The organism is Sphingomonas sp. MMS24-J45 (assembly GCF_044881195.1).
GTDB lineage: Bacteria > Pseudomonadota > Alphaproteobacteria > Sphingomonadales > Sphingomonadaceae > Sphingomonas.
The window spans coordinates 3,581,745-3,600,072 of sequence record NZ_CP173255.1 but is presented as its reverse complement, the minus strand read 5'-3'; the positions used below and the strand labels follow the sequence as shown (position 1 = coordinate 3,600,072).

Genomic DNA, 18,328 nt, shown 5'->3' with positions numbered 1-18,328 from the left:
AAACCGAAGTTTACGCCAAAAGCGGTTTCCATGCTTCGTAGGCTGAGCGTGCGCAGGTTTCGACGCTCGCGCTGTGCGATCCGACATCTGCACGGACATCGGCGACGGTCAGCGTCATTGCCGGCATCGCCGGAAGCGCCGGAAATGTCCGACCTGCCATCTCTCGCAGGAGTTCCCGCGCCGCATCGGGGGTCGCCCCTTGCCCAAAGATCGCGTCGAGCGCCGCGAAATGGAGCCACACCGATTGCACCGCGCGCCGGTCATCCGGGTTACCTGGATGCTGCACGGCATAGGCGTCCACAGTAAGTCGATGACTTGCGCTGAATATTGCCGGATCGGCATATTCTCGGGCCAGAACTTCGCCATAAGCGGCCCAACATCCCGCACTCGACACCATGCAGGCGTGGGTCGGGCCATCGGACGCCGGGAAGATGCCCCCGCAGCCGCAACACCGCTCCATCGCACGGCGTATCATCGGATCATTTGCGCAATCCATTTGCCGCCCGCGCCAGCGCTTCGACCTCTGCCAAGCCCGCGCCCTTTGGCGTGACCCAGCTTCCGCCAACGCACAGCACCGGATCGAACGCCAGCCACTCCGGCGCGCTGGCTTCGGTAATGCCGCCCGTCGGGCAGAAACGGCACTGGTAGAAGGGGGCAGCCAGCGCCTTCAGCGCCTTCAATCCGCCGTTCGCCTCGGCCGGGAAGAATTTGAAGTGGGTCAGACCGAGGTCCAGCCCGGTCATGATGTCGGCGGCATTGGCGATGCCGGGCAGGAACGGCACGCCGCTATCGATGATCGGGCGCGCGAGGCGCTCGGTGAGCCCGGGCGAGACGATGAATTCCGCACCCGCGTCCATCGCCTGCGCGAACTGGTCGGGATTGACGACCGTGCCCGCACCGACGATCGCGCCCGGCACCTTCTTCATCTCGCGGATCGCATCGAGCGCGGCGGGGGTGCGCAGCGTCACCTCAAGCACCTTCAGCCCGCCCGCGACCAAGGCCTCGGCGAGGGGCAGCGCAGTTGCGGCATCGTCGATCACCAGTACGGGGATCACCGCGCTGGTGCGCATGACGGCTTCGATATTCATCGGGCATGTTCCTGTGCAAAGGCAGCCGCCGCGCCGAACAGGCCGGGTTGCGGGTGCGTGATGATCTTGACCGGCACCGACTTCATCAGGCCCTGAAAGCGGCCCTTGGCGGTGAAGCGCTGTTCAAAGCCGGATTGCAGGAGGCGGTCCTTAAGCCGTAATCCAAGGCCGCCCGCGATCACGACCGCGGTCGGTCCATGCGCCAGCGCCAGATCGCCTGCCACTGCCCCAAGCGCGAGACAGAAGCGGTCCAGCGCGGCAAGCGCGAGGCTGTCGCCGCCTTCCAGCGCCAGCGTCCAGATCGCCTTGTCGTCGATCTGCTGGATCGCGCGGCCTTCGATTTCGGCCAGCGTCTGATAGATCGCGACGATCCCCGGCCCTGCCACGACACGCTCGTTCGAGACCCGCGTGAAGGTCTTGCGCAGCCGCTTGAGCAGCGCGTCCTCGATCCCGTCGAGCGGCGCGAAATCCTGATGTCCGCCTTCGGTCTCGATGACGTGATATTCGCCCTTCACGCGCAGCACCTGCGCCACGCCGAGCCCGGTGCCGGGGCCGCACACGGTGATCGCGCCATGATCGGGCAGCGGCGTATCGGGGCCGCAGACATGGGCGAAATGCTCCGGGTCGACCTGCGCCACGGCATGGCCGATCGCGCCGAAATCGTTGATCAGAACGTAGGTGTCGACGTTCAGGCGTTCCGGGATCAGCGCGGGGCGGATTATCCAGGGATTGTTGGTCATCTTGATCAACTCGCCGCCGATCGGCGAAGCAACCCCGATCGCCGCAGCGCGGGGCAGGGGCGCGCCAACTCGCTGCTCGAACGCCTGCCACGCGGTTTGCAAGCTGGCATATTCAGCGGTCTTGAGCGTGACCGGTTCGCCCAGCGACACCACGCGGCCATCGACTACCTCGGCGAGCGCAAAGCGCGCGTGCGTGCCGCCCAGATCGACGGAAACCAATTTCATTGCGTTCACCAACCCATTCCCGTCAGCAGCGGCGAGGCACCGCGTTCTGCCTCATTGGCATTCGCTCTGAACAGGCCGAACAACTCCCGCCCCATGCCCTCGGCTTCTGCCGGCGCGATGGCGGGTGTACGCGCCGCCCATTCCGCCGGATCGACGCGCGCAAACAGGTCGCCCGCTTCGGCATCGAGCCGGATCACATCGCCGTCACGCACGCGCGAGAGCGGACCGTCGCCTAGCGCCTCGGGCGAGCAATGGATCGCGGCGGGCACCTTGCCGCTAGCGCCCGACATGCGCCCGTCGGTGACCAGCGCGGCGCGAAAGCCGCGATTCTGCAGCACGCCGAGCGCGGGGGTGAGCTTGTGCAGCTCCGGCATCCCGTTGGCGCGCGGTCCCTGGAAGCGCACCACCACCACCACGTCGCGGTCGAGTTCGCCCGCCTGGAACGCGGCGAGCACTGCGGCCTGATCCTCGAACACGCGCGCCGGGGCTTCGATCACCCAGCGCTCGCGCTCGACGGCGGAGACCTTGATGCACGCGCGGCCAAGGTTGCCGGTCAAGATGCGGAACCCCCCTTCGGCTGCAAACGGCGTAGCGGGCGTGCGCAGGATAGTGTCATCGCCGCTCGCGCCGGGATCGCTCCACCCCAGCGTATCGGTCGGGTCAAGCGCGGGCTTGCGACCGTAGTCGGTCATGTCCGCCCCCGCGACGGTCAGCAGGTCGCGGTGCATCAAGCCCGCATCCGCCAGCTCGCGGATCACGAACGCCATGCCGCCCGCGTCCTCGAACCCGTTCACATCGGCCGATCCGTTGGGATAAACGCGCGCGATCAGCGGGATCGCCTTGGACAGGCGGTCAAAATCCTCCCAATCGATCACGATTCCCGCGCACGCCGCGATGGCGGGCAGGTGCAGCAGATGGTTGGTGGATCCACCGGTCGCGAGCAGGCCGATCGCGGCGTTGACGATCGCTTTCTCATCGACGCAAAGCCCGAGCGGACGATAGGAATCGCCACTCCACCCGATCTGCGGCAAGCGATGCACTGCGGCGCGCGTCAGTTCCTGGCGCAGCTTGGTGCCCGGATTGACGAACGCGGCACCCGGCATGTGCAGGCCCATCATTTCCATCATCATCTGATTGGAATTGGCGGTGCCGTAAAAGGTGCAGGTGCCCTTGGAATGATAGGCGCCGATTTCGGCCTCGAGCAGCGCGTCGCGGCCCACTTTCCCCTCGGCGAACGCCTCGCGCACCGCGACCTTGGCCTTGTTGGCAAGGCCCGAGGGCATCGGCCCGGCGGGGATGAACACCATCGGCAAATGGCCGAAGCGAAGTGCGCCCATCAGCAGGCCCGGTACGATCTTGTCGCAAATGCCGAGCAGTGCCGCGCCCTCGAACGTACCGTGGCTCAGCGCGATCGCGGTCGACAGCGCGATCGTATCGCGGCTGAACAGCGACAGTTCCATACCGGCATAGCCCTGCGTCACGCCGTCACACATCGCTGGCACGCCGCCTGCGACCTGTGCGGTAGCACCCGCCTCCCGCGCCCACACCTTCATCTGTTCTGGATAGCGATAGTAAGGCGCGTGCGCCGACAGCATGTCGTTATACGACGTCACGATGCCGATGTTCATCGCCTTGCCGGAAACCAGCGTCGCGCGATCTTCCTCCGTTCCGGCATAGGCATGGGCGGCATTGGCGCACCCCATCGCGGGCCGCGCGATATGGGTATCGCGCGCCCGGCCGATCAGCGCGAGATAGGCGTCGCGCGTCGGCTTCGACCGGGTGATGATGCGGTCGGTAACGGCGGCGATTTCGGGGTGGAGTGTGCTCATGCGGCTTTTCCCGGGGAGGGGGGTGGGATCACTCGGCCGCCCAGTGGATGTCCACCGGCAGTTCGGCATCGGCCAGCACGCGCCCGATCGGGTACTTCGACGACGGACCCTGCTTGATCGCGTCCTCAATCACCTTCTTCTTGGCGTCACCGGTCACTGCGATGATCAGCGCGCGTGCCGAAATCATCGCTTCGCGGCTCAGCGTCACGCGTGCGACCGGGGCTTCCTTGGGCAGCGGGTCGGGCATCACGCCGAGCGCGCGGCGTTCCTTCGGACCCGACAACGCCTCGTCATAATCGGGGCCGGGGAAGATCGATCCGGTATGCCCGTCCGCGCCGACGCCAAGCAGGCACAGGTCGAGCGGCCAGTGCAGATCCTGCATCAGCGCATCGGCCGAGCGACCCGCTGCCTTGTAATCGGCGGTCGCGTTGGGGACGATCGGCATCACCCGCGCGCCCTTCGGCAGGAACGCCTTGGCGATCATCGTGACGTTCGACAGTGGGTCGCCCAGCGGCACGATACGCTCGTCCACCGGCACGATCGTCACGCGCTTCCAGTCATGCTTGGCCGCGGCGAGCTTCTGGTAGATCGGGATCGGCGTCTTGCCACCCGACAGCGCGATCACCGCCGCGCCGCGCGCATCGATCGCACTGTCGATGATGAAGCCGATGTCGCCCGCGACGGCTTCCGCCATCTCGTCGGCATCCTCATAATCCCACCATTCGATTTCGCGGTCGTCGTCGCTCATTACACTCTCCAAAATTTCGCAAAATTCGTCCGGTACGAAATCAATCGTCCTGCCACGTTACCCCGTCACGCTCGGTCAGCGCGATCGCCGCACTGGGACCCCAGCTGCCCGAGGCATAATTCTTGGGCTTCATGTCGTTCGCCACCCATCCGGCGCGAATCGCGTCGATCCAGCTCCATTGCGCCTCCACCTCGTCGCGCCGCACGAACAGCGTCTGGTCGCCCTCGATCAGATCGAGCAGCAGGCGCTCGTACGCAATGCGGCGGCGCGTGCCGGCAAATTCGGAATCGAGACTGAGGTTGAGCGGCACTTCGCGCAGGCGGATGCCATCGCGGTCGAGCCCCGGCTCCTTCGCCATCACCAAAAGCTGCACATATTCCTCTGGTTGCAGGCGGATCACCAGCACGTTAGGCTGGAGCAGCCCGCCGCGGTTCGAGAACATCGAATGCGGCACCGGCTTGAACTGGATCGCAATCTCGCTGCGCCGCGTCGTCATGCGCTTGCCGGTGCGCAGGTAGAAGGGCACGCCCTGCCAGCGCCAATTATCGACGTGCGCCTTGATCGCGACGAAGGTTTCGGTCGTCGATGGCTTGCCGAGCTCGTCGATATAGCCTTTGACGATCTCGCCCCCGCTAGCCCCTGCGGCATATTGGCCGGTCACCGACATCTGCGGCGCATCGGCTGGCTCGATTGCGCGCAGCGAGCGGAATACCTTGGCCTTTTCGTCGCGGATCGCGGTGCCGTCGAAGCGGGCAGGGGGCTCCATGGCGATCAGCGCCAGCAGTTGCAGCATATGATTGGCGACCATGTCGCGCAAAGCGCCCGCGCCGTCATAGTAAGCCGCGCGCTCTTCAAGGCCGACGGTTTCCGCAATGGTGATCTGTACGTTGTCGATCCCGCGCGCGTTCCACACCGGTTCGAAGAAGCTGTTGCCGAAGCGCAGCGCGAGGATGTTCTGGACGGTTTCCTTGCCGAGATAATGGTCGATGCGGAAGGTGCGCTCTTCGGGGAAGGCCGAGGCCACAGTGTCGTTGATTTCCTTGCTCGAGGCGAGGTCGTAACCGAGCGGCTTTTCCAGGCCGATCCGCACGGTTTCCCCGGCGAGGCCGGCGGATTCGAGCCCGCGGATAACCGGTTCGAACAAGGACGGTGCGGTCGAAAGAAAGATCGCAAGCCCGCCCGAAACGTCGCCGACCTTCTCTGCAAGCTGCTTGTAATGCGCGAGATCGGTCGCATCGAGCGCCTGATATTGCAGCCGCTCTAGGAAGCTCTTCGCGGCCTTCTCGTCTTTGCGGTCGGCGGGCAGGAATTCGTCGAGTGCTTGCTTGGCGAATTTGCGGAAACTCGCGTCGCTATGTTCGGAACGCGCAGTTGCGGTGATCGTCAGCCCGTCGGGCAGCAAGCCATCGGCGTGCAGGCCATAGAGGGAGGGCAGCAGCATCCGCTGCGCGAGATCTCCGGTGGCACCGAACAGCAGCAGCTTGGCGACGGGCGTTCGGACATGCATTGCGAGGCGACCTCCTGGGGAAGCGCTTCCCTAATCAGGCTGATCCGCGCCGCCAAGGTGAATACGTAAGCTAAGGGTCGAAACCCGACGACGGCCGCGGCCGTAATTGGGTCTCGACCTAAAGCGACAATCCGGCGACGGGATCGAACCCGGCCATGATATTGAAGTTCTGGACTGCAGCACCCCCGGCGCCCTTCCCGAGATTGTCGAGCGTCGCGATCAAGCGCGCCTGACCGGTATCGGGATTGCCGCAAACCCGTAACGTCATTCGGTCGGTGCCGGCATCGTCCTCGATCTGAACGACTTTGTCATCGCCGGCGGCGATACGGACCACCTTGCTGTCGGCATAGGCCTCGCGCAGCACCGCTTCGCACACGTGCAACGTCGGGCGGCGCGTGAACATGTTCAGCGGCAGCCCGATCTCGACGATCATGCCGCGATAGGTGTTGGCGACCGAAGGCATGAAGATCGGCGGATGCGCCAGCCGCGAATGCTTCTGCATCTCCGGCACATGCTTGTGCGCCAGGCCAAGCGCATAAGCGTGCGCGGCGGATGGCGGGTTTACTCCCTCGAAATCCGCGATCATCGCCTTGCCGCCGCCCGAATAGCCAGAGACGGCGTTGACGCACACCGCCCAATCGACCGGAATAACGCCAGAGCGTACCAGCGGCCGGATCAGTGCGAGGAAGCCTGTCGGATAACAGCCCGGGTTGCTGACGCGTTTGGCCTCGGCAATTGCCGCTGCCTGAAAGGGTTCGAGTTCGGGGAAGCCGTAAGTCCAACCATCGGCGGTGCGGTGCGCGGTCGAGGCATCGATCACCCGAGTTCGATCGTTCCGGATCAGAGAAACGGCCTCCCGCGCGGCGTCGTCAGGCAGGCACAGAATAACGAAATCGCTGTCGTTGAGTGCCTCGGCACGCGCGGCGCTGTCCTTCCGCCGCGAATTGTGGAGTTCGATCAGCGTAACATCGCTGCGCCCTGCCATCCGCTCGCGAATTTCGAGGCCGGTAGTGCCCGCGGCACCGTCGATGAAAAGTGTGACGCTCATTTGCCCGGCCACGAAAGGGCGTCGGCATCGACATAGCCGACCAGATCATGCCCCGGCGCGCGCCCCCAGGCGCGGCCCTTGGCGAATTCGAGCACTTCGAACACTTCGCCGACCACCAACTCTGCCAACGCATTCGACGCTACGTCAGAGCCTTGCCGAAGAGGTGTCGCCGCGACCACGATGCGCGGCACGGATGCCGCGTAATGCGGTGCGAAGACGCGGTCGGCCAAACGCACGTCGGCGAGATCGGGCCGTACCGCATTGTGTAACGGGTCGAGTGGAACCGATGCGCCCAGCAATGCGAAGCTGTTACGCGGCGGCGCTGCGGACGACGCGTGCGGGTGCGCCGTTCCCTTTTGCGGGGGTATGGGGCGTACTGTCGCCGATGAACTGTCCGAAGTCGTCAAGAAATTCTGCCCCCTCGGCGGTACGGGCGACGAAGATGTTGCGTTTGTCGTTATCGTCGCGTTGGCGGCGCAGATAGCCCAGGGTGCCAAGCCTGTTCAAGGCGCGCGTGACGACTGGCTTCGATACGTTGAGCATCGCAGCCAATCCTCGCACCGTATGCGGGCCGGGTTTGAGGTAGACCACCAACAGCAGCGCCATCTGGCGATTGGTCAGGTCGGGCTCTCCCGAACGGACGTAATCTATCAACGTCTGCATCCATTCGGAAAGGGCTTGATCGGAGGTTGAAGCCACGGTCAGTGTCCGTAATTAACTCGGTAAATCCCCACAATCGCGGACTTTCCTTTCGCCCCAACGCGCAGGATGCCGACAGGTTTCAATACGGTGGCGAAATGTCGCGCGGCCGGTCGGCTGGATGCGGCGGTTGATCGCACGCGGCACCTCGCCTATGTGCCCGGCGTCGCTGTACGCAGCATCAAGGAATTAGCCCGCTTCATGTTTCTTTTTCAGTTCCTTCTCGTCGTTCATGCCGTGATCGCGGCAGCGCTCGTCGGCGTCATCCTCGTGCAGAAGTCCGAAGGTGGCGGGTTGGGCATGGGCGGCAGCCCGGCGGGCCTGATGTCGGCACGCGGCGCGGCCGATTTCCTGACGCGCGCTACCTCGATCCTCGGCGCCTCGTTCATCGTCCTCAGCATCGTGCTGGCGGTGCTGGGGGCGCAGGGACGCAGCACGAAGATCGACACCTCGCTCGCACGCGGTGCGGCGGCAACGGCTCCGGTCGTTCCGGCGGCGCCGGCGGGTGATCCGAATGCGGCGCCGTTCTCGGCCGGTGCGCAGAGCGCGTTGCAGAATCAGGCGGCTCCGGCTGCCGACAATGGTTCGGTGCCGCTCGCTCAATAATTCGCGCGCGGCCATGTCGGCCGCGTAGTTTTCCACAATTGACGGAGTCGCGCGCTTGCCGTGCCACCCCGCTTGACGCTAGGTCTTTGCTCCCATGGCGCGGTTCATTTTCATCACCGGCGGCGTGGTTTCCTCGCTCGGCAAGGGTCTCATGGCGGCGAGCCTCGCGGCCTTGCTGCAAGCGCGCGGCTATCGCGTGCGTATTCGCAAGTTCGATCCGTATCTTAACGTCGATCCGGGAACGATGTCGCCGTATCAGCATGGCGAAGTGTATGTGACCGACGACGGGGCGGAAACCGATCTCGATCTCGGCCATTACGAGCGCTTCACGGGTGTCGCCTCGCGGCAATCCGACAACATCACCTCTGGCCGAATCTATCAGCAGATCATTACGCGTGAACGGCGCGGGGATTATCTCGGCGCGACAGTGCAGGTGATCCCGCACGTCACCGATGCGATCAAGGAATTCGCGCAGGCCGAGACCGAGGATCTCGATTTCGTCCTGTGCGAAATCGGCGGGACGGTCGGCGATATCGAATCGCTCCCCTTCATCGAGGCGATTCGGCAGCTCCGCAACGATCTCGGCCGCGGCAATTCGATCAGCATCCACGTGACCCTGGTGCCGTATATCGCGGCGGCGGGCGAATTGAAGACCAAGCCGACACAACATTCGGTGCGCGAACTAGCGGCGCTTGGCGTGCAGCCCGACGTGCTGGTGTGCCGGTGCGAACAGCCGCTGCCGGAGAGCGACCGGGCAAAGATCGCCTTGTTCTGCAATGTGCCGAAGGAAGCGGTGATCCCCGCGCTCGATGCGAAAAGCATCTATGCGGTTCCGGTGCAGTATCACGAGCAGGGGCTGGACGACGCCGTACTCAACGCCTTCGGCATCCTGCCGGGCAGCGCGCCGGATCTGTCGCGCTGGACCGATATCATGGACCGGCTGACCAACCCCGAGGGTGAGGTGACGATCGGCGTGGTCGGCAAATATGTCGGCCTGCAGGACGCGTATAAGTCGCTCAACGAAGCGCTGGTCCACGGCGGCATCGCAAACCGGGTCAAGGTCAACATCGAGTGGATCGATGCCGAGATGTTCGAAGGGCCCGATAGCGATGTCGCGGCGCGGCTCGAACCGCTCCACGCGATCCTGGTGCCCGGCGCGTTCGGTGAGCGTGGGGCAGAGGGCAAGATCGCCAGCGTCCGCTTCGCGCGCGAACGCGATATTCCCTATTTCGGCATCTGCTTCGGGATGCAGATGGCGTGTGTCGAAGGCGCACGGGACCTGGCCGGCATCCCTGCTGCCTCCTCGACCGAGTTCGGCCCGACCGACGAACCGGTCGTCGGCATGATCACGGAGTGGATGACCGCCGAGGGCGTACAGACGCGCGAAGCCGGTGGCGATCTGGGCGGCACGATGCGGCTCGGCGCCTATGCCGCCAAGCTCGACGGTAATTCGGTCGTATCCAGCATCTATGGCAGTACCGAAATCTCGGAACGCCACCGCCACCGCTACGAAGTCAACACGGCGTACCGCGAAGCACTGGAAAAAGGCGGCCTGGTCTTCAGTGGCATGTCGCCCGATGGAATGTTGCCCGAAATCGTGGAGCGGCCAGATCATCCGTGGTTTGTCGGCGTACAATTCCATCCCGAATTGAAGAGCAAGCCATTCGACCCGCACCCGTTGTTCGCCAGCTTCATCGGGGCGGCAGTCCGGCAATCGCGGCTGGTGTGATTTACGACATCTCGCTTAAGTAACCAAAAACGCACGGAATGATCCGTTTGTGTCGATCGACAGATTATGAGAAGTTGATGTCGATCAACACAGGGCGTGCGTCGTGGGTGAAAAGGAAGTCCAAGACAAAGCGAGCGACGTCGAAGCGGGCGATAATGCTGTCCATGTTCAAGGACCAGCCGATGTCGATGTATCTCTGACGCCCCGTGCTGCGTTGGAGACCGCGCGGCGACTGGGTGACGCTGCGGTAGAGTCGATCATCAATAGTGCGATCGAAGACAAGGCCGACGATAACAACGCCTGATCTGTCTGCTGAGACCAACTGAAAAGGGACGCCCGGATCGCGCCGGGCGCCCCAGCAAGCGAGCGCTTTTTACGCTGCTTTTGCTTCCGTCGCATCCTCGACCGCGACCAGCGGCGCGCCGGTCTTGATCGGGATCGTCTTCGGCTTCATCGCCTCGGGCACTTCGCGCACCAGATCGATGGTCAGCAACCCGTCATTCAGCCGCGCATCCTCCACGCGAACGAAATCGGCCAGTTCGAACCGACGTTCGAAGTTGCGATTCGCGATGCCGATATGGAGGAATGACGTAGCGTTGTTCTCCGGCGCGTCCTTGCGGCCTTTCACCTGGAGCAGGTTCTGCTGCGCCACGATCTCGATTTCGTCGCGGGAAAATCCGGCGACGGCGAGGGTGATGCGGAAATGCTCGCCATCCAGCCGTTCCAGGTTGAACGGGGGATAATTGTCCGCGCTCGACTGGCGCGCATTGGCCTCGAGCATATCGAACAAGCGGTCGAAACCGACGGTCGAGCGGCGGTAGGGGGTCAAATCGACCTGACGCATTGATAGTCTCCTCATTCACAAGCGAGTCTGCATCTTCGGGCCATGATCCGCTGCTGCGCGATCAGCCCGGTGCGGCCCGTCATGGCACCGCACGGCGTGAATCTGGTTCGTCTCACCGTCTGTTCAAGAGGCGAAACGGCGGTTTTTCGCGTCGGTAAAGTCCTGCTTTCGAGCCTGAAAGAATGAAGCCGGGTGATAATCCCCCGTTTTAGTAGGCATTATGCGCCAACTCGGGGAGTGACCCCGGACAAAGGGGACATTCATGCTCGCGCACCTTCCGCTCATCCTGCTTGCTCAAGGCGCGGCGGCAGCGCCGCCGCCCGAGCCAGCGCAGGCGGCGCAGCCCGGTCAACGGGCCTCCGATCCCACTCAGCAGACGGTCGATGGCAACGGCGACATCGTCGTGACGGCACGGCGGCGCGCCGAAACAGAACAGACGGTCCCGATCGCCATTTCGGTGATCGGTGGACGCACGCTGACCGACACCGGCGCGTTCAGCGTCAGTCGGCTTCAGCAGCAAGCGCCGTCGCTGCAATTCTATTCCAGCAACCCGCGCAATTCGGCGATCAACATTCGCGGCCTGGGTGCGCCGTTCGGTCTGACCAACGACGGGATCGAACAGGGCGTCGGCTTCTATATCGACGGCGTCTATATCGGTCGCGTCGGGGCGGCGACGTTCGATTTCGTCGATGTCGAACGGATCGAAGTGCTGCGCGGACCGCAAGGTACGCTGTACGGCAAGAATACGACGTCGGGCGCACTCAACATCACCACGCGCGCGCCGAGCTTTTCGCCCGAGGCGCAAGGCGAATTGAGCATCGGCAATTATGACTTCGTTCAGGCAAAGGCGTCGGTGTCCGGACCGATCACGGACAAGCTCGCCATCCGGCTGTCCAGTTCGGCAACGCGTCGCAATGGTACGATCGACAATGTGGCAAGCGGCACCGATCTGCATCGGCTGCGTAACCTCGGCTTCCGGGGGCAGGTGCTGTATAAACCAACCGACGGGCTGAGCCTTACGCTGGCCGGCGATTTCAACGTCCAGAAACCGCTATGCTGCGCGCAATTCTATGCGCGGGTTGGCGCTACCCAGCGGCCCGTCGCACGACAGTATAATGCGCTCGCGGCGGCGTTTGGCTACGCACCGCCCAGCCTCGACCCGTTCGACCGCGTCACCGATCTCGATGCGCGGATCAATTCGCGCCAGGAAATCGGGGGTGCCTCTCTCGTCGCCAATTGGGATCTTGGTCCCGCGACACTGACGTCGGTCAGCGCCTGGCGCTATTGGGACTGGCAACCCGCCAACGATCGCGATTTCATTGGTTTGCCGATTACCACCGTGTCGCAAAACCCGTCGCAGCAGCGGCAGTTCTCGCAGGAATTCCGGCTGGCATCGAACGGCACGAACCGGCTCGACTATACCGTCGGTGCGTTCCTGTTTAACCAGACGATCAACACCCAGGGCTCGCAAGTGCAGGGTGCTGCGGCCAGTCGCTTCCTGCTGTCGGGCGCAGATGCGGCCAATCCCAACGTGCTCAACGGGCTGACCTCGACCAACACGATCAGTTTCGACAACACCAGCTTTGCGGTCTTCGGGAAGCTCAACTGGGCGGTCACCGATCGACTGCACATCGCCCCGGGTCTTCGCGTCAATTACGACCGCAAGTCGGGCTTCTACGAATCGGTCGTGAGCATCGCCAACAGCCAATATTCGTTCGTGGCCACGGCGGACAATGTGGCCGCGCTGCTCGCCGCCAACCCTGCGGGCAGTGCCGCGCGTACGACCTTCCAGAACCAGATCAACACGCTTGCGCCGCAGCGCTATAGCCCGCGTTTCAGCGCGTGGAATGTCTCGGGCGACGTCACGCTGTCCTATGACTTCGCGCGCGATATTCATGGCTATGCGAGCTACGCCAAGAGCTTCAAATCGGGCGGCATCAATCTGTCCGGATTGCCGCTCAATTCGACCAGCACCGGGGTCGATCTGACCACGCAGACGGTCAAGCCCGAAAAAGTGGACGCCTTCGAACTGGGCTTGAAGACTCAATTCCTTGACCGCCGCGTCACGCTCAACCTTGCCGCCTTCTGGACCGAGATCGGCGATTATCAGGCAACCGTGAACAACAATGCGATCAACGTGATTCGCGGCTATCTCGCCAATGCCGGGAAGGTCCGGTCACGCGGTTTCGAATTCGATTCCAGCTTCCGACCCAGCAAGCGGCTCAGCCTCTATGTGAACGGTGCCTATACCGACGCCAAATATGTCAGATTCACGAACGCGCCGTGCCCGCCAGAGCTGAGCGGCGGAACGGCGACCGCGCCCGGCGGCGTGACCGATCCTGCTGGAACCGCGGGTGGACGCAGCCCCGCCTTCTGCGACATTTCCGGTCAGCGCCTCCCGGGGATCTCGAAATGGTCGCTCTCATTCGGCGGCGAGGTGAACAAGCCGGTCGGCAGTTCGGGTGGACAAGTGTATCTCGGTTATGATGGCAGCTATCGTTCGCGCTTCTCGTCGAACCCGTCCCCGTCGGCCTATACCTGGATCGACGGCTACTCCCTATCGAACTTCCGCGCGGGATACCGCAAGGGCGACTTCAACGTCTTCGCCTGGGTCCGCAACGCGTTCGATCAGGATTATTTCGAGTTGCTCTCGACCCAGTCGGGCAGCACGGGGTTGATCGTCGGACAGCCGGCCGATCCGCGTACGTTCGGCGCGACGATCTCGCGGAAGTTCTAATCGAGGCGGAGGCGCTGCCACGTCCGCGCCGGTTCGCCCCCGCGCATCGCGTCGATCGGCCGACGGGCGATCCGTCGCCCGATCGACGACGGCTTTGCCGGCGTCTGCCTCTGGTAGCGGTAGGGGACGGTCGGCAAAGCCGCGTCGGTCGGGGTTGCTTCGCACCCGCCGTCAGGTTTGGGCGATCTGCTGTGCAGACCGGCGCGCAGCGTGTGCGCCTTCGCCCAAAGCAAACGTCCGGGCCGTTTCCGACCCGGACGCCTGCGTGACGATCGCTCGTCAGCCCCCAATTTTGCCAGCGCGACCAGCCTCTTGGGCGGCGCTGAAGGCATTCCCCGAACCACGGCCGTTGCCTGTGTGTCAGTGACAAAACCGTTAGGTTGCGATGATGCGCTTGTCATCGGGAATATGGCCGGAGCGAACCGATTGCGGCGCTGCTGTGGCGATTGCGCAACAGGCCAGCAACGATTGCGCAATACGCATGTAGCCCCAAAGGGTGCGCCGACGGCCATTGCCGCCCTCGGTTTTGGACCGTAAGGCACGGGGCATGATCCTGTCCCGCTACGAACGCATGATCGCCCGGCGCTATCTTTTGCCTGGCAAGGGGGAGGCCTTCATCCTGATCGTCGCCGCTTTCAGCCTTGGTGCCGTCACGCTCGGCGTCTTCGCGCTTGTCGTGACGATGAGCGTCATGAACGGCTTCCGCGCCGAACTTTTCGACAAGATCGTTGGCTTGAACGGCCATGCGGTGGTGCAGGCCTATGGTGGGCAGATGCGCGACTGGCGCGACATTGCGAAGTTGTCGGAAGCCACGCCGGGGGTCACCAGCGCCACCCCGCTGATCGAACAACCGCTGATGAGCACTTATAACGGCCGCGTCGAGGGCGTACTGCTGCGCGGGATGCGCGTGTCGGACATCCGCAGCAACAAGACGATCGGCAGCAAGGTGGTGATGGGCTCGCTCGCCTCGCTGACCCCGGGCAGCGGACGGATTGCGATCGGCTCCGGCTTGGCCGATGCACTCGGCGCAGTGGTCGGCAGCCAGATTTCGCTGATCAGCCCGCAGGGGCAGACCACGCCGTTCGGCACGGTCCCGCGAATCGTGCAATATACCGTCGGCGCGATCTTCACGATCGGCGTTTCGGATTACGACAAGATCTACGTCATAATGCCGATGGAGGACGCGCAGACGCTGCTGATGCTCGGCGATTCGGTCGGCATGATCGAGCTGCAGACCACCGATCCCGATCGCGTCGGCCAGATTCTCGCGCCGCTCTCCGACAAGATTGGCAATCGCGGCGTGGTCCAGGACTGGCGCATGATGAACGCGCAATTGTTCGAGGCGCTGAGCGTCGAGCGTGTCGTGATGTTCTGCCTGCTCAGCCTGATCATCCTGGTGGCGGCGTTCAACATCGCCTCCTCGCTGATCATGCTGGTGCGCGCGAAGACCCGCGACATCGCGATCCTGCGCACGATGGGGGCTTCGCGGAACGGTTTGCTCCGGATTTTCATGACGGTCGGCACGACGATCGGGTCGCTCGGTATCGTGCTCGGGCTGATCCTGGCTGCGATCGCGCTGACCTTCCGCCAAGGCGTCGTCGATCTCGTCCAGCGGATCAGCGGCCAGAATATCTGGGACCCGCAGGTGCGTTTCCTGAGCGAACTGCCGGCCAAGACCAATCCGGTCGAGGTGGTGGCGATCGTACTGATCGCCTTGTTGTTGACCTTCCTCGCGACGCTCTACCCGGCTTTCAAGGCGGCGAGCACCGATCCTGTCCAGGTGCTGCGCTATGATTAACTCGGTTCTGGACGTCACCGGCCTGACGCGCAGTTTCAGCCAGGGTGGCGAGACGATCGAGGTGCTGCGCGGGCTCGACCTGCATGTCGGTCCGGGCGAGATCGTCGCACTGCTCGGTCCGTCGGGGTCGGGGAAATCGACGCTCTTGCAAGCCGTCGGTCTGCTCGAAGGCGGGTTCGGCGGCTCGATCAAGATCGACGGCGAGGAAGCCGCACGGCTCGACGCCGACGGGCGCACCCGCGTGCGGCGCGACAAGCTCGGCTTTGTGTATCAATTTCATCACCTGCTGCCCGATTTCAACGCGAGCGAGAATGTCGAGCTGCCGATGCTGATCCGCGACCTGACGCGCGCGCAGGCGCGGGAGCGGGCCGGTGATTTGCTGACCGCGCTTGGCCTCGGGCACCGCCTGACGCACCGCCCGAGCCAATTGTCGGGCGGCGAGCAACAGCGCGTCGCGGTCGCGCGCGCGCTCGCCAATCGCCCGGCGCTGGTGCTGGCGGACGAGCCGACCGGCAATCTGGACGAATCGACGGCAGACGTGGTGCTCGCCGAATTCCTGCGCCTGGTGCGCGGCGAAGGCTCCGCGGCACTGATCGCGACGCATAACGAGCGGCTGGCGCTGAAGATGGACCGGGTCGTCCGGTTGCACGAGGGACGGCTGGCGTGAGTTCGTGGGGCGAGCAGCCGACGCTCGTTGGACGGCACATAACCCTTCGTCCGCTCGTCCCTGCTGACCGCGACGCGCTGGTCGCCGCGGCGGGCGACGGCGATTTGACCGAGCTATTCTTCACCAACGTGTCCGGCCTGTCCGATCCCGACGCCTTCATGGCCGCGACGTTCAAGGAGCGCGATTTTGGGCGGGCGATGCCGTTTGCGGTGGAGACGCCTGATGGCCGGGTCGTGGGCCTGACGCGCTACATGCGGATGAGTGCGCAGCATAAGCGGCTGGAGATCGGCGGCACCTTCTATGCGCGGTCGGTGCAGCGCAGCGGGGTCAATACCGAGGCCAAACTGTTGCTGCTGACCCATGCGTTCGAGACGATGGGCTGCAATGTCGTGCAGATCCGCACGGACTGGTTCAACAAACGCTCTCAGGCGGCGATCGAGCGCCTGGGGGCGAAGCGCGACGGCGTTTTGCGCAACCATCAGGTGATGGATGGCCGCGTGCGCGATCTTGTGGTTTATTCGATCATCGCGAGCGAATGGGCGGGGGTGAAGCAGAATTTGCGCTTCCTGCTAGCCCGACACGACTGATCTTGGGGAACGACATGACGGCAATCACCGACCTGACCGTGAAGGGCGCGGATGGCGCGCCGGTCGACCTCGCGCAATATGCCGGCAAGGTGCTGTTGATCGTCAACACCGCTTCCAAATGCGGCTTCACCCCGCAATATGAAGGGCTGGAGGCGCTCCACCGCAAATTCGCCGGGCAGCCGTTCGAGGTGCTCGGTTTTCCGTGCAACCAGTTCGGCGCGCAGGAGCCGGGCGATGCCGCGGAAATCGCCAATTTCTGCTCGCTGACCTATGACGTCACCTTCCCGGTGTTCGCCAAGATCGACGTGAACGGCGCGAATTCCGATCCGCTGTTCGTGGAACTGAAGAAGCAAGCGCCCGGCTTCCTCGGCACCGAGGGGATCAAGTGGAACTTCACCAAGTTCCTGGTCGGCAAGGACGGGAAGGTGGTCGAGCGCTACGCGCCGACGACCAAGCCCGAGGACATCGAAGCAGACATCGCAAAGCTGCTCTGAGGCGCGCGGCGAGATTATGGGTTTCGGCACGCGGCCAGCGCGCTGGCTTCTCGCTCCGGCAACGCTGGCGGCTGTGTTGCTGTCATCGGCGGGCGTCGCCGCACCGTCCAAGACTTTCGCGATCGAACGCCCGCAGACGCTGAACGGCCATCCGGTCGGCGGGCAATTGCCGATCGTAACGCTACGGATCGGGACAGACTCCTACCGCTTCCTGTTCGATACCGGCGCGTCCGAAGTCGTGGTGAACGACAGTATCGCCCGTCAACTCGGCTTGTTGGACATCACGCCATCGAAGGGCAGCGACAGCGGTGGGGTCGCGGTGAAGGGACGGTACGTCGCTGGCTTCGATCTGGCGACGCCCGACGGCATGCTTCTGCGTCATTTCGACCGCGTCCTCACGATGCCGCTCGGGCCGCTCGACACGCTCGGGCTGGCGGGGGTGATCGGGCCACAAGCGCTGGCCAAAGACGGCTGCGTGCACGTCGATTTCGGTGGCGGCGTGGCGACGATGGCCCGGGCCGATGCGGCCGCGTGCCGGCCGTCCGCCCGGGCGTCGGTCGAGGCGGCGCCGGGCTGGCGCAGCGATGGCCGCCCGCACCTGATGCTGCGGGTTGGGGAGGGCAGTGTCGCCGTACCGTTCCTGGTCGATAGTGGCGCGTGGCGCACCAGCATCCCCGCCAGCGCCGCCACCGCGTTGCCGCGCCTGCGTACTGCGCAAAGCCGGGGGGTGGGCGGCAAGATCGTGACGGCGGAGATCGTCGGGCCGGTCTCGCTGACGATTGGTTGCATCGGGCGAACCTTGGCCGAGGCGGCGTTAATCCCGGACCGGCCTGCTGGCGTGTTGGGCTTCGATCTGCTGTCGCGGATGACGCTGATCGTCCATGCCGACGGCGGCTTCTCGATCGGCGACTAAGCCCGCCGCAGGTTCCCAGCTTGCATCGATTTACGAGCGACGCGTCCCATTCGGCCGGGTTCATCACTT

At 64.2% G+C, this 18,328-nt stretch carries 19 protein-coding genes; 9 read left to right on the top strand and 10 right to left on the bottom strand.

All coding sequences use genetic code 11. The features are described from left to right. Window positions 1-10: 10 nt before the first annotated feature. The 9 genes from AB5I39_RS17330 to AB5I39_RS17290 form a co-directional block, all read right to left on the bottom strand. The gene (locus tag AB5I39_RS17330) at window positions 11-475 is read right to left on the bottom strand and encodes a DUF5946 family protein (RefSeq protein ID WP_404369695.1); all 465 of its coding nucleotides are present in this window, start codon (window positions 473-475) and stop codon (window positions 11-13) included. Between the two features lie 4 nt (window positions 476-479). After that, the gene (gene eda, locus AB5I39_RS17325) at window positions 480-1,088 is read right to left on the bottom strand and encodes a bifunctional 4-hydroxy-2-oxoglutarate aldolase/2-dehydro-3-deoxy-phosphogluconate aldolase (RefSeq protein ID WP_404369694.1); all 609 of its coding nucleotides are present in this window, start codon (window positions 1,086-1,088) and stop codon (window positions 480-482) included. Beyond that, window positions 1,085-2,053 (bottom strand): glucokinase, encoded by a 969-nt coding sequence (gene glk / locus AB5I39_RS17320; RefSeq protein WP_404369692.1) that lies wholly within the window; start codon window positions 2,051-2,053, stop codon window positions 1,085-1,087. The genes eda and glk overlap by 4 nt, the downstream gene beginning before the upstream one ends. Before the next feature lie 5 nt (window positions 2,054-2,058). Beyond that, a complete protein-coding gene (gene edd, locus AB5I39_RS17315; protein WP_404369690.1) occupies window positions 2,059-3,882 on the bottom strand; it encodes a phosphogluconate dehydratase in 1,824 nt (607 codons plus the stop codon). Between the two features lie 28 nt (window positions 3,883-3,910). Further along, window positions 3,911-4,630 (bottom strand): 6-phosphogluconolactonase, encoded by a 720-nt coding sequence (gene pgl / locus AB5I39_RS17310; protein WP_404369688.1) that lies wholly within the window; start codon window positions 4,628-4,630, stop codon window positions 3,911-3,913. A gap of 40 nt (window positions 4,631-4,670) precedes the next feature. Next, complete coding sequence (gene zwf / locus AB5I39_RS17305) at window positions 4,671-6,137, bottom strand: glucose-6-phosphate dehydrogenase (protein WP_404369686.1); 1,467 nt, start codon at window positions 6,135-6,137, stop codon at window positions 4,671-4,673. A 118-nt stretch (window positions 6,138-6,255) separates the two neighbouring features. Then, entirely contained in the window at window positions 6,256-7,185 is a 930-nt protein-coding gene (argC, locus tag AB5I39_RS17300) for an N-acetyl-gamma-glutamyl-phosphate reductase (RefSeq protein WP_404369684.1), read from the bottom strand. Then, the gene (locus AB5I39_RS17295; protein WP_404369682.1) at window positions 7,182-7,484 is read right to left on the bottom strand and encodes an SH3 domain-containing protein; all 303 of its coding nucleotides are present in this window, start codon (window positions 7,482-7,484) and stop codon (window positions 7,182-7,184) included. Before AB5I39_RS17295 ends, argC begins: the two co-directional genes overlap by 4 nt. 10 nt (window positions 7,485-7,494) lie before the next feature. After that, the gene (locus tag AB5I39_RS17290) at window positions 7,495-7,848 is read right to left on the bottom strand and encodes a MarR family transcriptional regulator (RefSeq protein WP_404374229.1); all 354 of its coding nucleotides are present in this window, start codon (window positions 7,846-7,848) and stop codon (window positions 7,495-7,497) included. 237 nt (window positions 7,849-8,085) lie between these two features. Between AB5I39_RS17290 and secG the strand changes: the two genes are divergently transcribed. From secG to AB5I39_RS17275, 3 genes are all read left to right on the top strand, one after another. Beyond that, complete coding sequence (secG, locus tag AB5I39_RS17285; protein WP_404374227.1) at window positions 8,086-8,490, top strand: preprotein translocase subunit SecG; 405 nt, start codon at window positions 8,086-8,088, stop codon at window positions 8,488-8,490. Between the two features lie 94 nt (window positions 8,491-8,584). Beyond that, entirely contained in the window at window positions 8,585-10,219 is a 1,635-nt protein-coding gene (locus tag AB5I39_RS17280) for a CTP synthase (RefSeq protein ID WP_404369681.1), read from the top strand. 103 nt (window positions 10,220-10,322) lie between these two features. Continuing rightward, on the top strand, window positions 10,323-10,523 hold the full coding sequence (locus AB5I39_RS17275; RefSeq protein WP_404369679.1) for a hypothetical protein: 201 nt from the start codon (window positions 10,323-10,325) through the stop codon (window positions 10,521-10,523). 69 nt (window positions 10,524-10,592) lie between these two features. Here AB5I39_RS17275 and AB5I39_RS17270 read toward each other — a convergent pair whose 3' ends face one another. Beyond that, a complete protein-coding gene (locus AB5I39_RS17270; protein ID WP_404369678.1) occupies window positions 10,593-11,063 on the bottom strand; it encodes an Hsp20 family protein in 471 nt (156 codons plus the stop codon). A 262-nt stretch (window positions 11,064-11,325) separates the two neighbouring features. Here AB5I39_RS17270 and AB5I39_RS17265 point away from each other — a divergent pair, with 262 nt between their 5' ends. The 6 genes from AB5I39_RS17265 to AB5I39_RS17240 all read left to right on the top strand — a co-directional run bounded on the left by AB5I39_RS17265 (window position 11,326) and on the right by AB5I39_RS17240 (window position 18,259). Next, window positions 11,326-13,800 carry a TonB-dependent receptor gene (locus AB5I39_RS17265; RefSeq protein ID WP_404369676.1) on the top strand — a complete coding sequence of 825 codons (2,475 nt, stop codon included), beginning with the start codon at window positions 11,326-11,328 and terminating at the stop codon, window positions 13,798-13,800. A 547-nt stretch (window positions 13,801-14,347) separates the two neighbouring features. Beyond that, window positions 14,348-15,598 carry a lipoprotein-releasing ABC transporter permease subunit gene (locus AB5I39_RS17260; RefSeq protein WP_404369675.1) on the top strand — a complete coding sequence of 417 codons (1,251 nt, stop codon included), beginning with the start codon at window positions 14,348-14,350 and terminating at the stop codon, window positions 15,596-15,598. Then, on the top strand, window positions 15,594-16,265 hold the full coding sequence (locus AB5I39_RS17255) for an ABC transporter ATP-binding protein (RefSeq protein WP_404374225.1): 672 nt from the start codon (window positions 15,594-15,596) through the stop codon (window positions 16,263-16,265). The genes AB5I39_RS17260 and AB5I39_RS17255 overlap by 5 nt, the downstream gene beginning before the upstream one ends. Beyond that, window positions 16,262-16,852 carry a GNAT family N-acetyltransferase gene (locus tag AB5I39_RS17250; RefSeq protein WP_404369673.1) on the top strand — a complete coding sequence of 197 codons (591 nt, stop codon included), beginning with the start codon at window positions 16,262-16,264 and terminating at the stop codon, window positions 16,850-16,852. Before AB5I39_RS17255 ends, AB5I39_RS17250 begins: the two co-directional genes overlap by 4 nt. A gap of 14 nt (window positions 16,853-16,866) precedes the next feature. Then, entirely contained in the window at window positions 16,867-17,346 is a 480-nt protein-coding gene (locus tag AB5I39_RS17245) for a glutathione peroxidase (protein ID WP_404369672.1), read from the top strand. Window positions 17,347-17,362: 16 nt separating this feature from the next. Then, the gene (locus AB5I39_RS17240; protein WP_404369671.1) at window positions 17,363-18,259 is read left to right on the top strand and encodes an aspartyl protease family protein; all 897 of its coding nucleotides are present in this window, start codon (window positions 17,363-17,365) and stop codon (window positions 18,257-18,259) included. Window positions 18,260-18,328 lie beyond the last annotated feature (69 nt).

Bases quoted from the DNA above. Each gene is read 5' to 3' on its own strand.
- AB5I39_RS17330 (WP_404369695.1), bottom strand. From the start codon at position 475: ATGATACGCCGTGCGATGGAGCGGTGTTGCGGCTGCGGGGGCATCTTC.
- eda (WP_404369694.1), bottom strand. From the start codon at position 1,088: ATGAATATCGAAGCCGTCATGCGCACCAGCGCGGTGATCCCCGTACTG.
- glk (WP_404369692.1), bottom strand. From the start codon at position 2,053: ATGAAATTGGTTTCCGTCGATCTGGGCGGCACGCACGCGCGCTTTGCG.
- edd (WP_404369690.1), bottom strand. From the start codon at position 3,882: ATGAGCACACTCCACCCCGAAATCGCCGCCGTTACCGACCGCATCATC.
- pgl (WP_404369688.1), bottom strand. From the start codon at position 4,630: ATGAGCGACGACGACCGCGAAATCGAATGGTGGGATTATGAGGATGCC.
- zwf (WP_404369686.1), bottom strand. From the start codon at position 6,137: ATGCATGTCCGAACGCCCGTCGCCAAGCTGCTGCTGTTCGGTGCCACC.
- argC (WP_404369684.1), bottom strand. From the start codon at position 7,185: ATGAGCGTCACACTTTTCATCGACGGTGCCGCGGGCACTACCGGCCTC.
- AB5I39_RS17290 (WP_404374229.1), bottom strand. From the start codon at position 7,848: ATGCAGACGTTGATAGATTACGTCCGTTCGGGAGAGCCCGACCTGACC.
- secG (WP_404374227.1), top strand. From the start codon at position 8,086: ATGTTTCTTTTTCAGTTCCTTCTCGTCGTTCATGCCGTGATCGCGGCA.
- AB5I39_RS17280 (WP_404369681.1), top strand. From the start codon at position 8,585: ATGGCGCGGTTCATTTTCATCACCGGCGGCGTGGTTTCCTCGCTCGGC.
- AB5I39_RS17270 (WP_404369678.1), bottom strand. From the start codon at position 11,063: ATGCGTCAGGTCGATTTGACCCCCTACCGCCGCTCGACCGTCGGTTTC.
- AB5I39_RS17265 (WP_404369676.1), top strand. From the start codon at position 11,326: ATGCTCGCGCACCTTCCGCTCATCCTGCTTGCTCAAGGCGCGGCGGCA.
- AB5I39_RS17260 (WP_404369675.1), top strand. From the start codon at position 14,348: ATGATCCTGTCCCGCTACGAACGCATGATCGCCCGGCGCTATCTTTTG.
- AB5I39_RS17245 (WP_404369672.1), top strand. From the start codon at position 16,867: ATGACGGCAATCACCGACCTGACCGTGAAGGGCGCGGATGGCGCGCCG.
- AB5I39_RS17240 (WP_404369671.1), top strand. From the start codon at position 17,363: ATGGGTTTCGGCACGCGGCCAGCGCGCTGGCTTCTCGCTCCGGCAACG.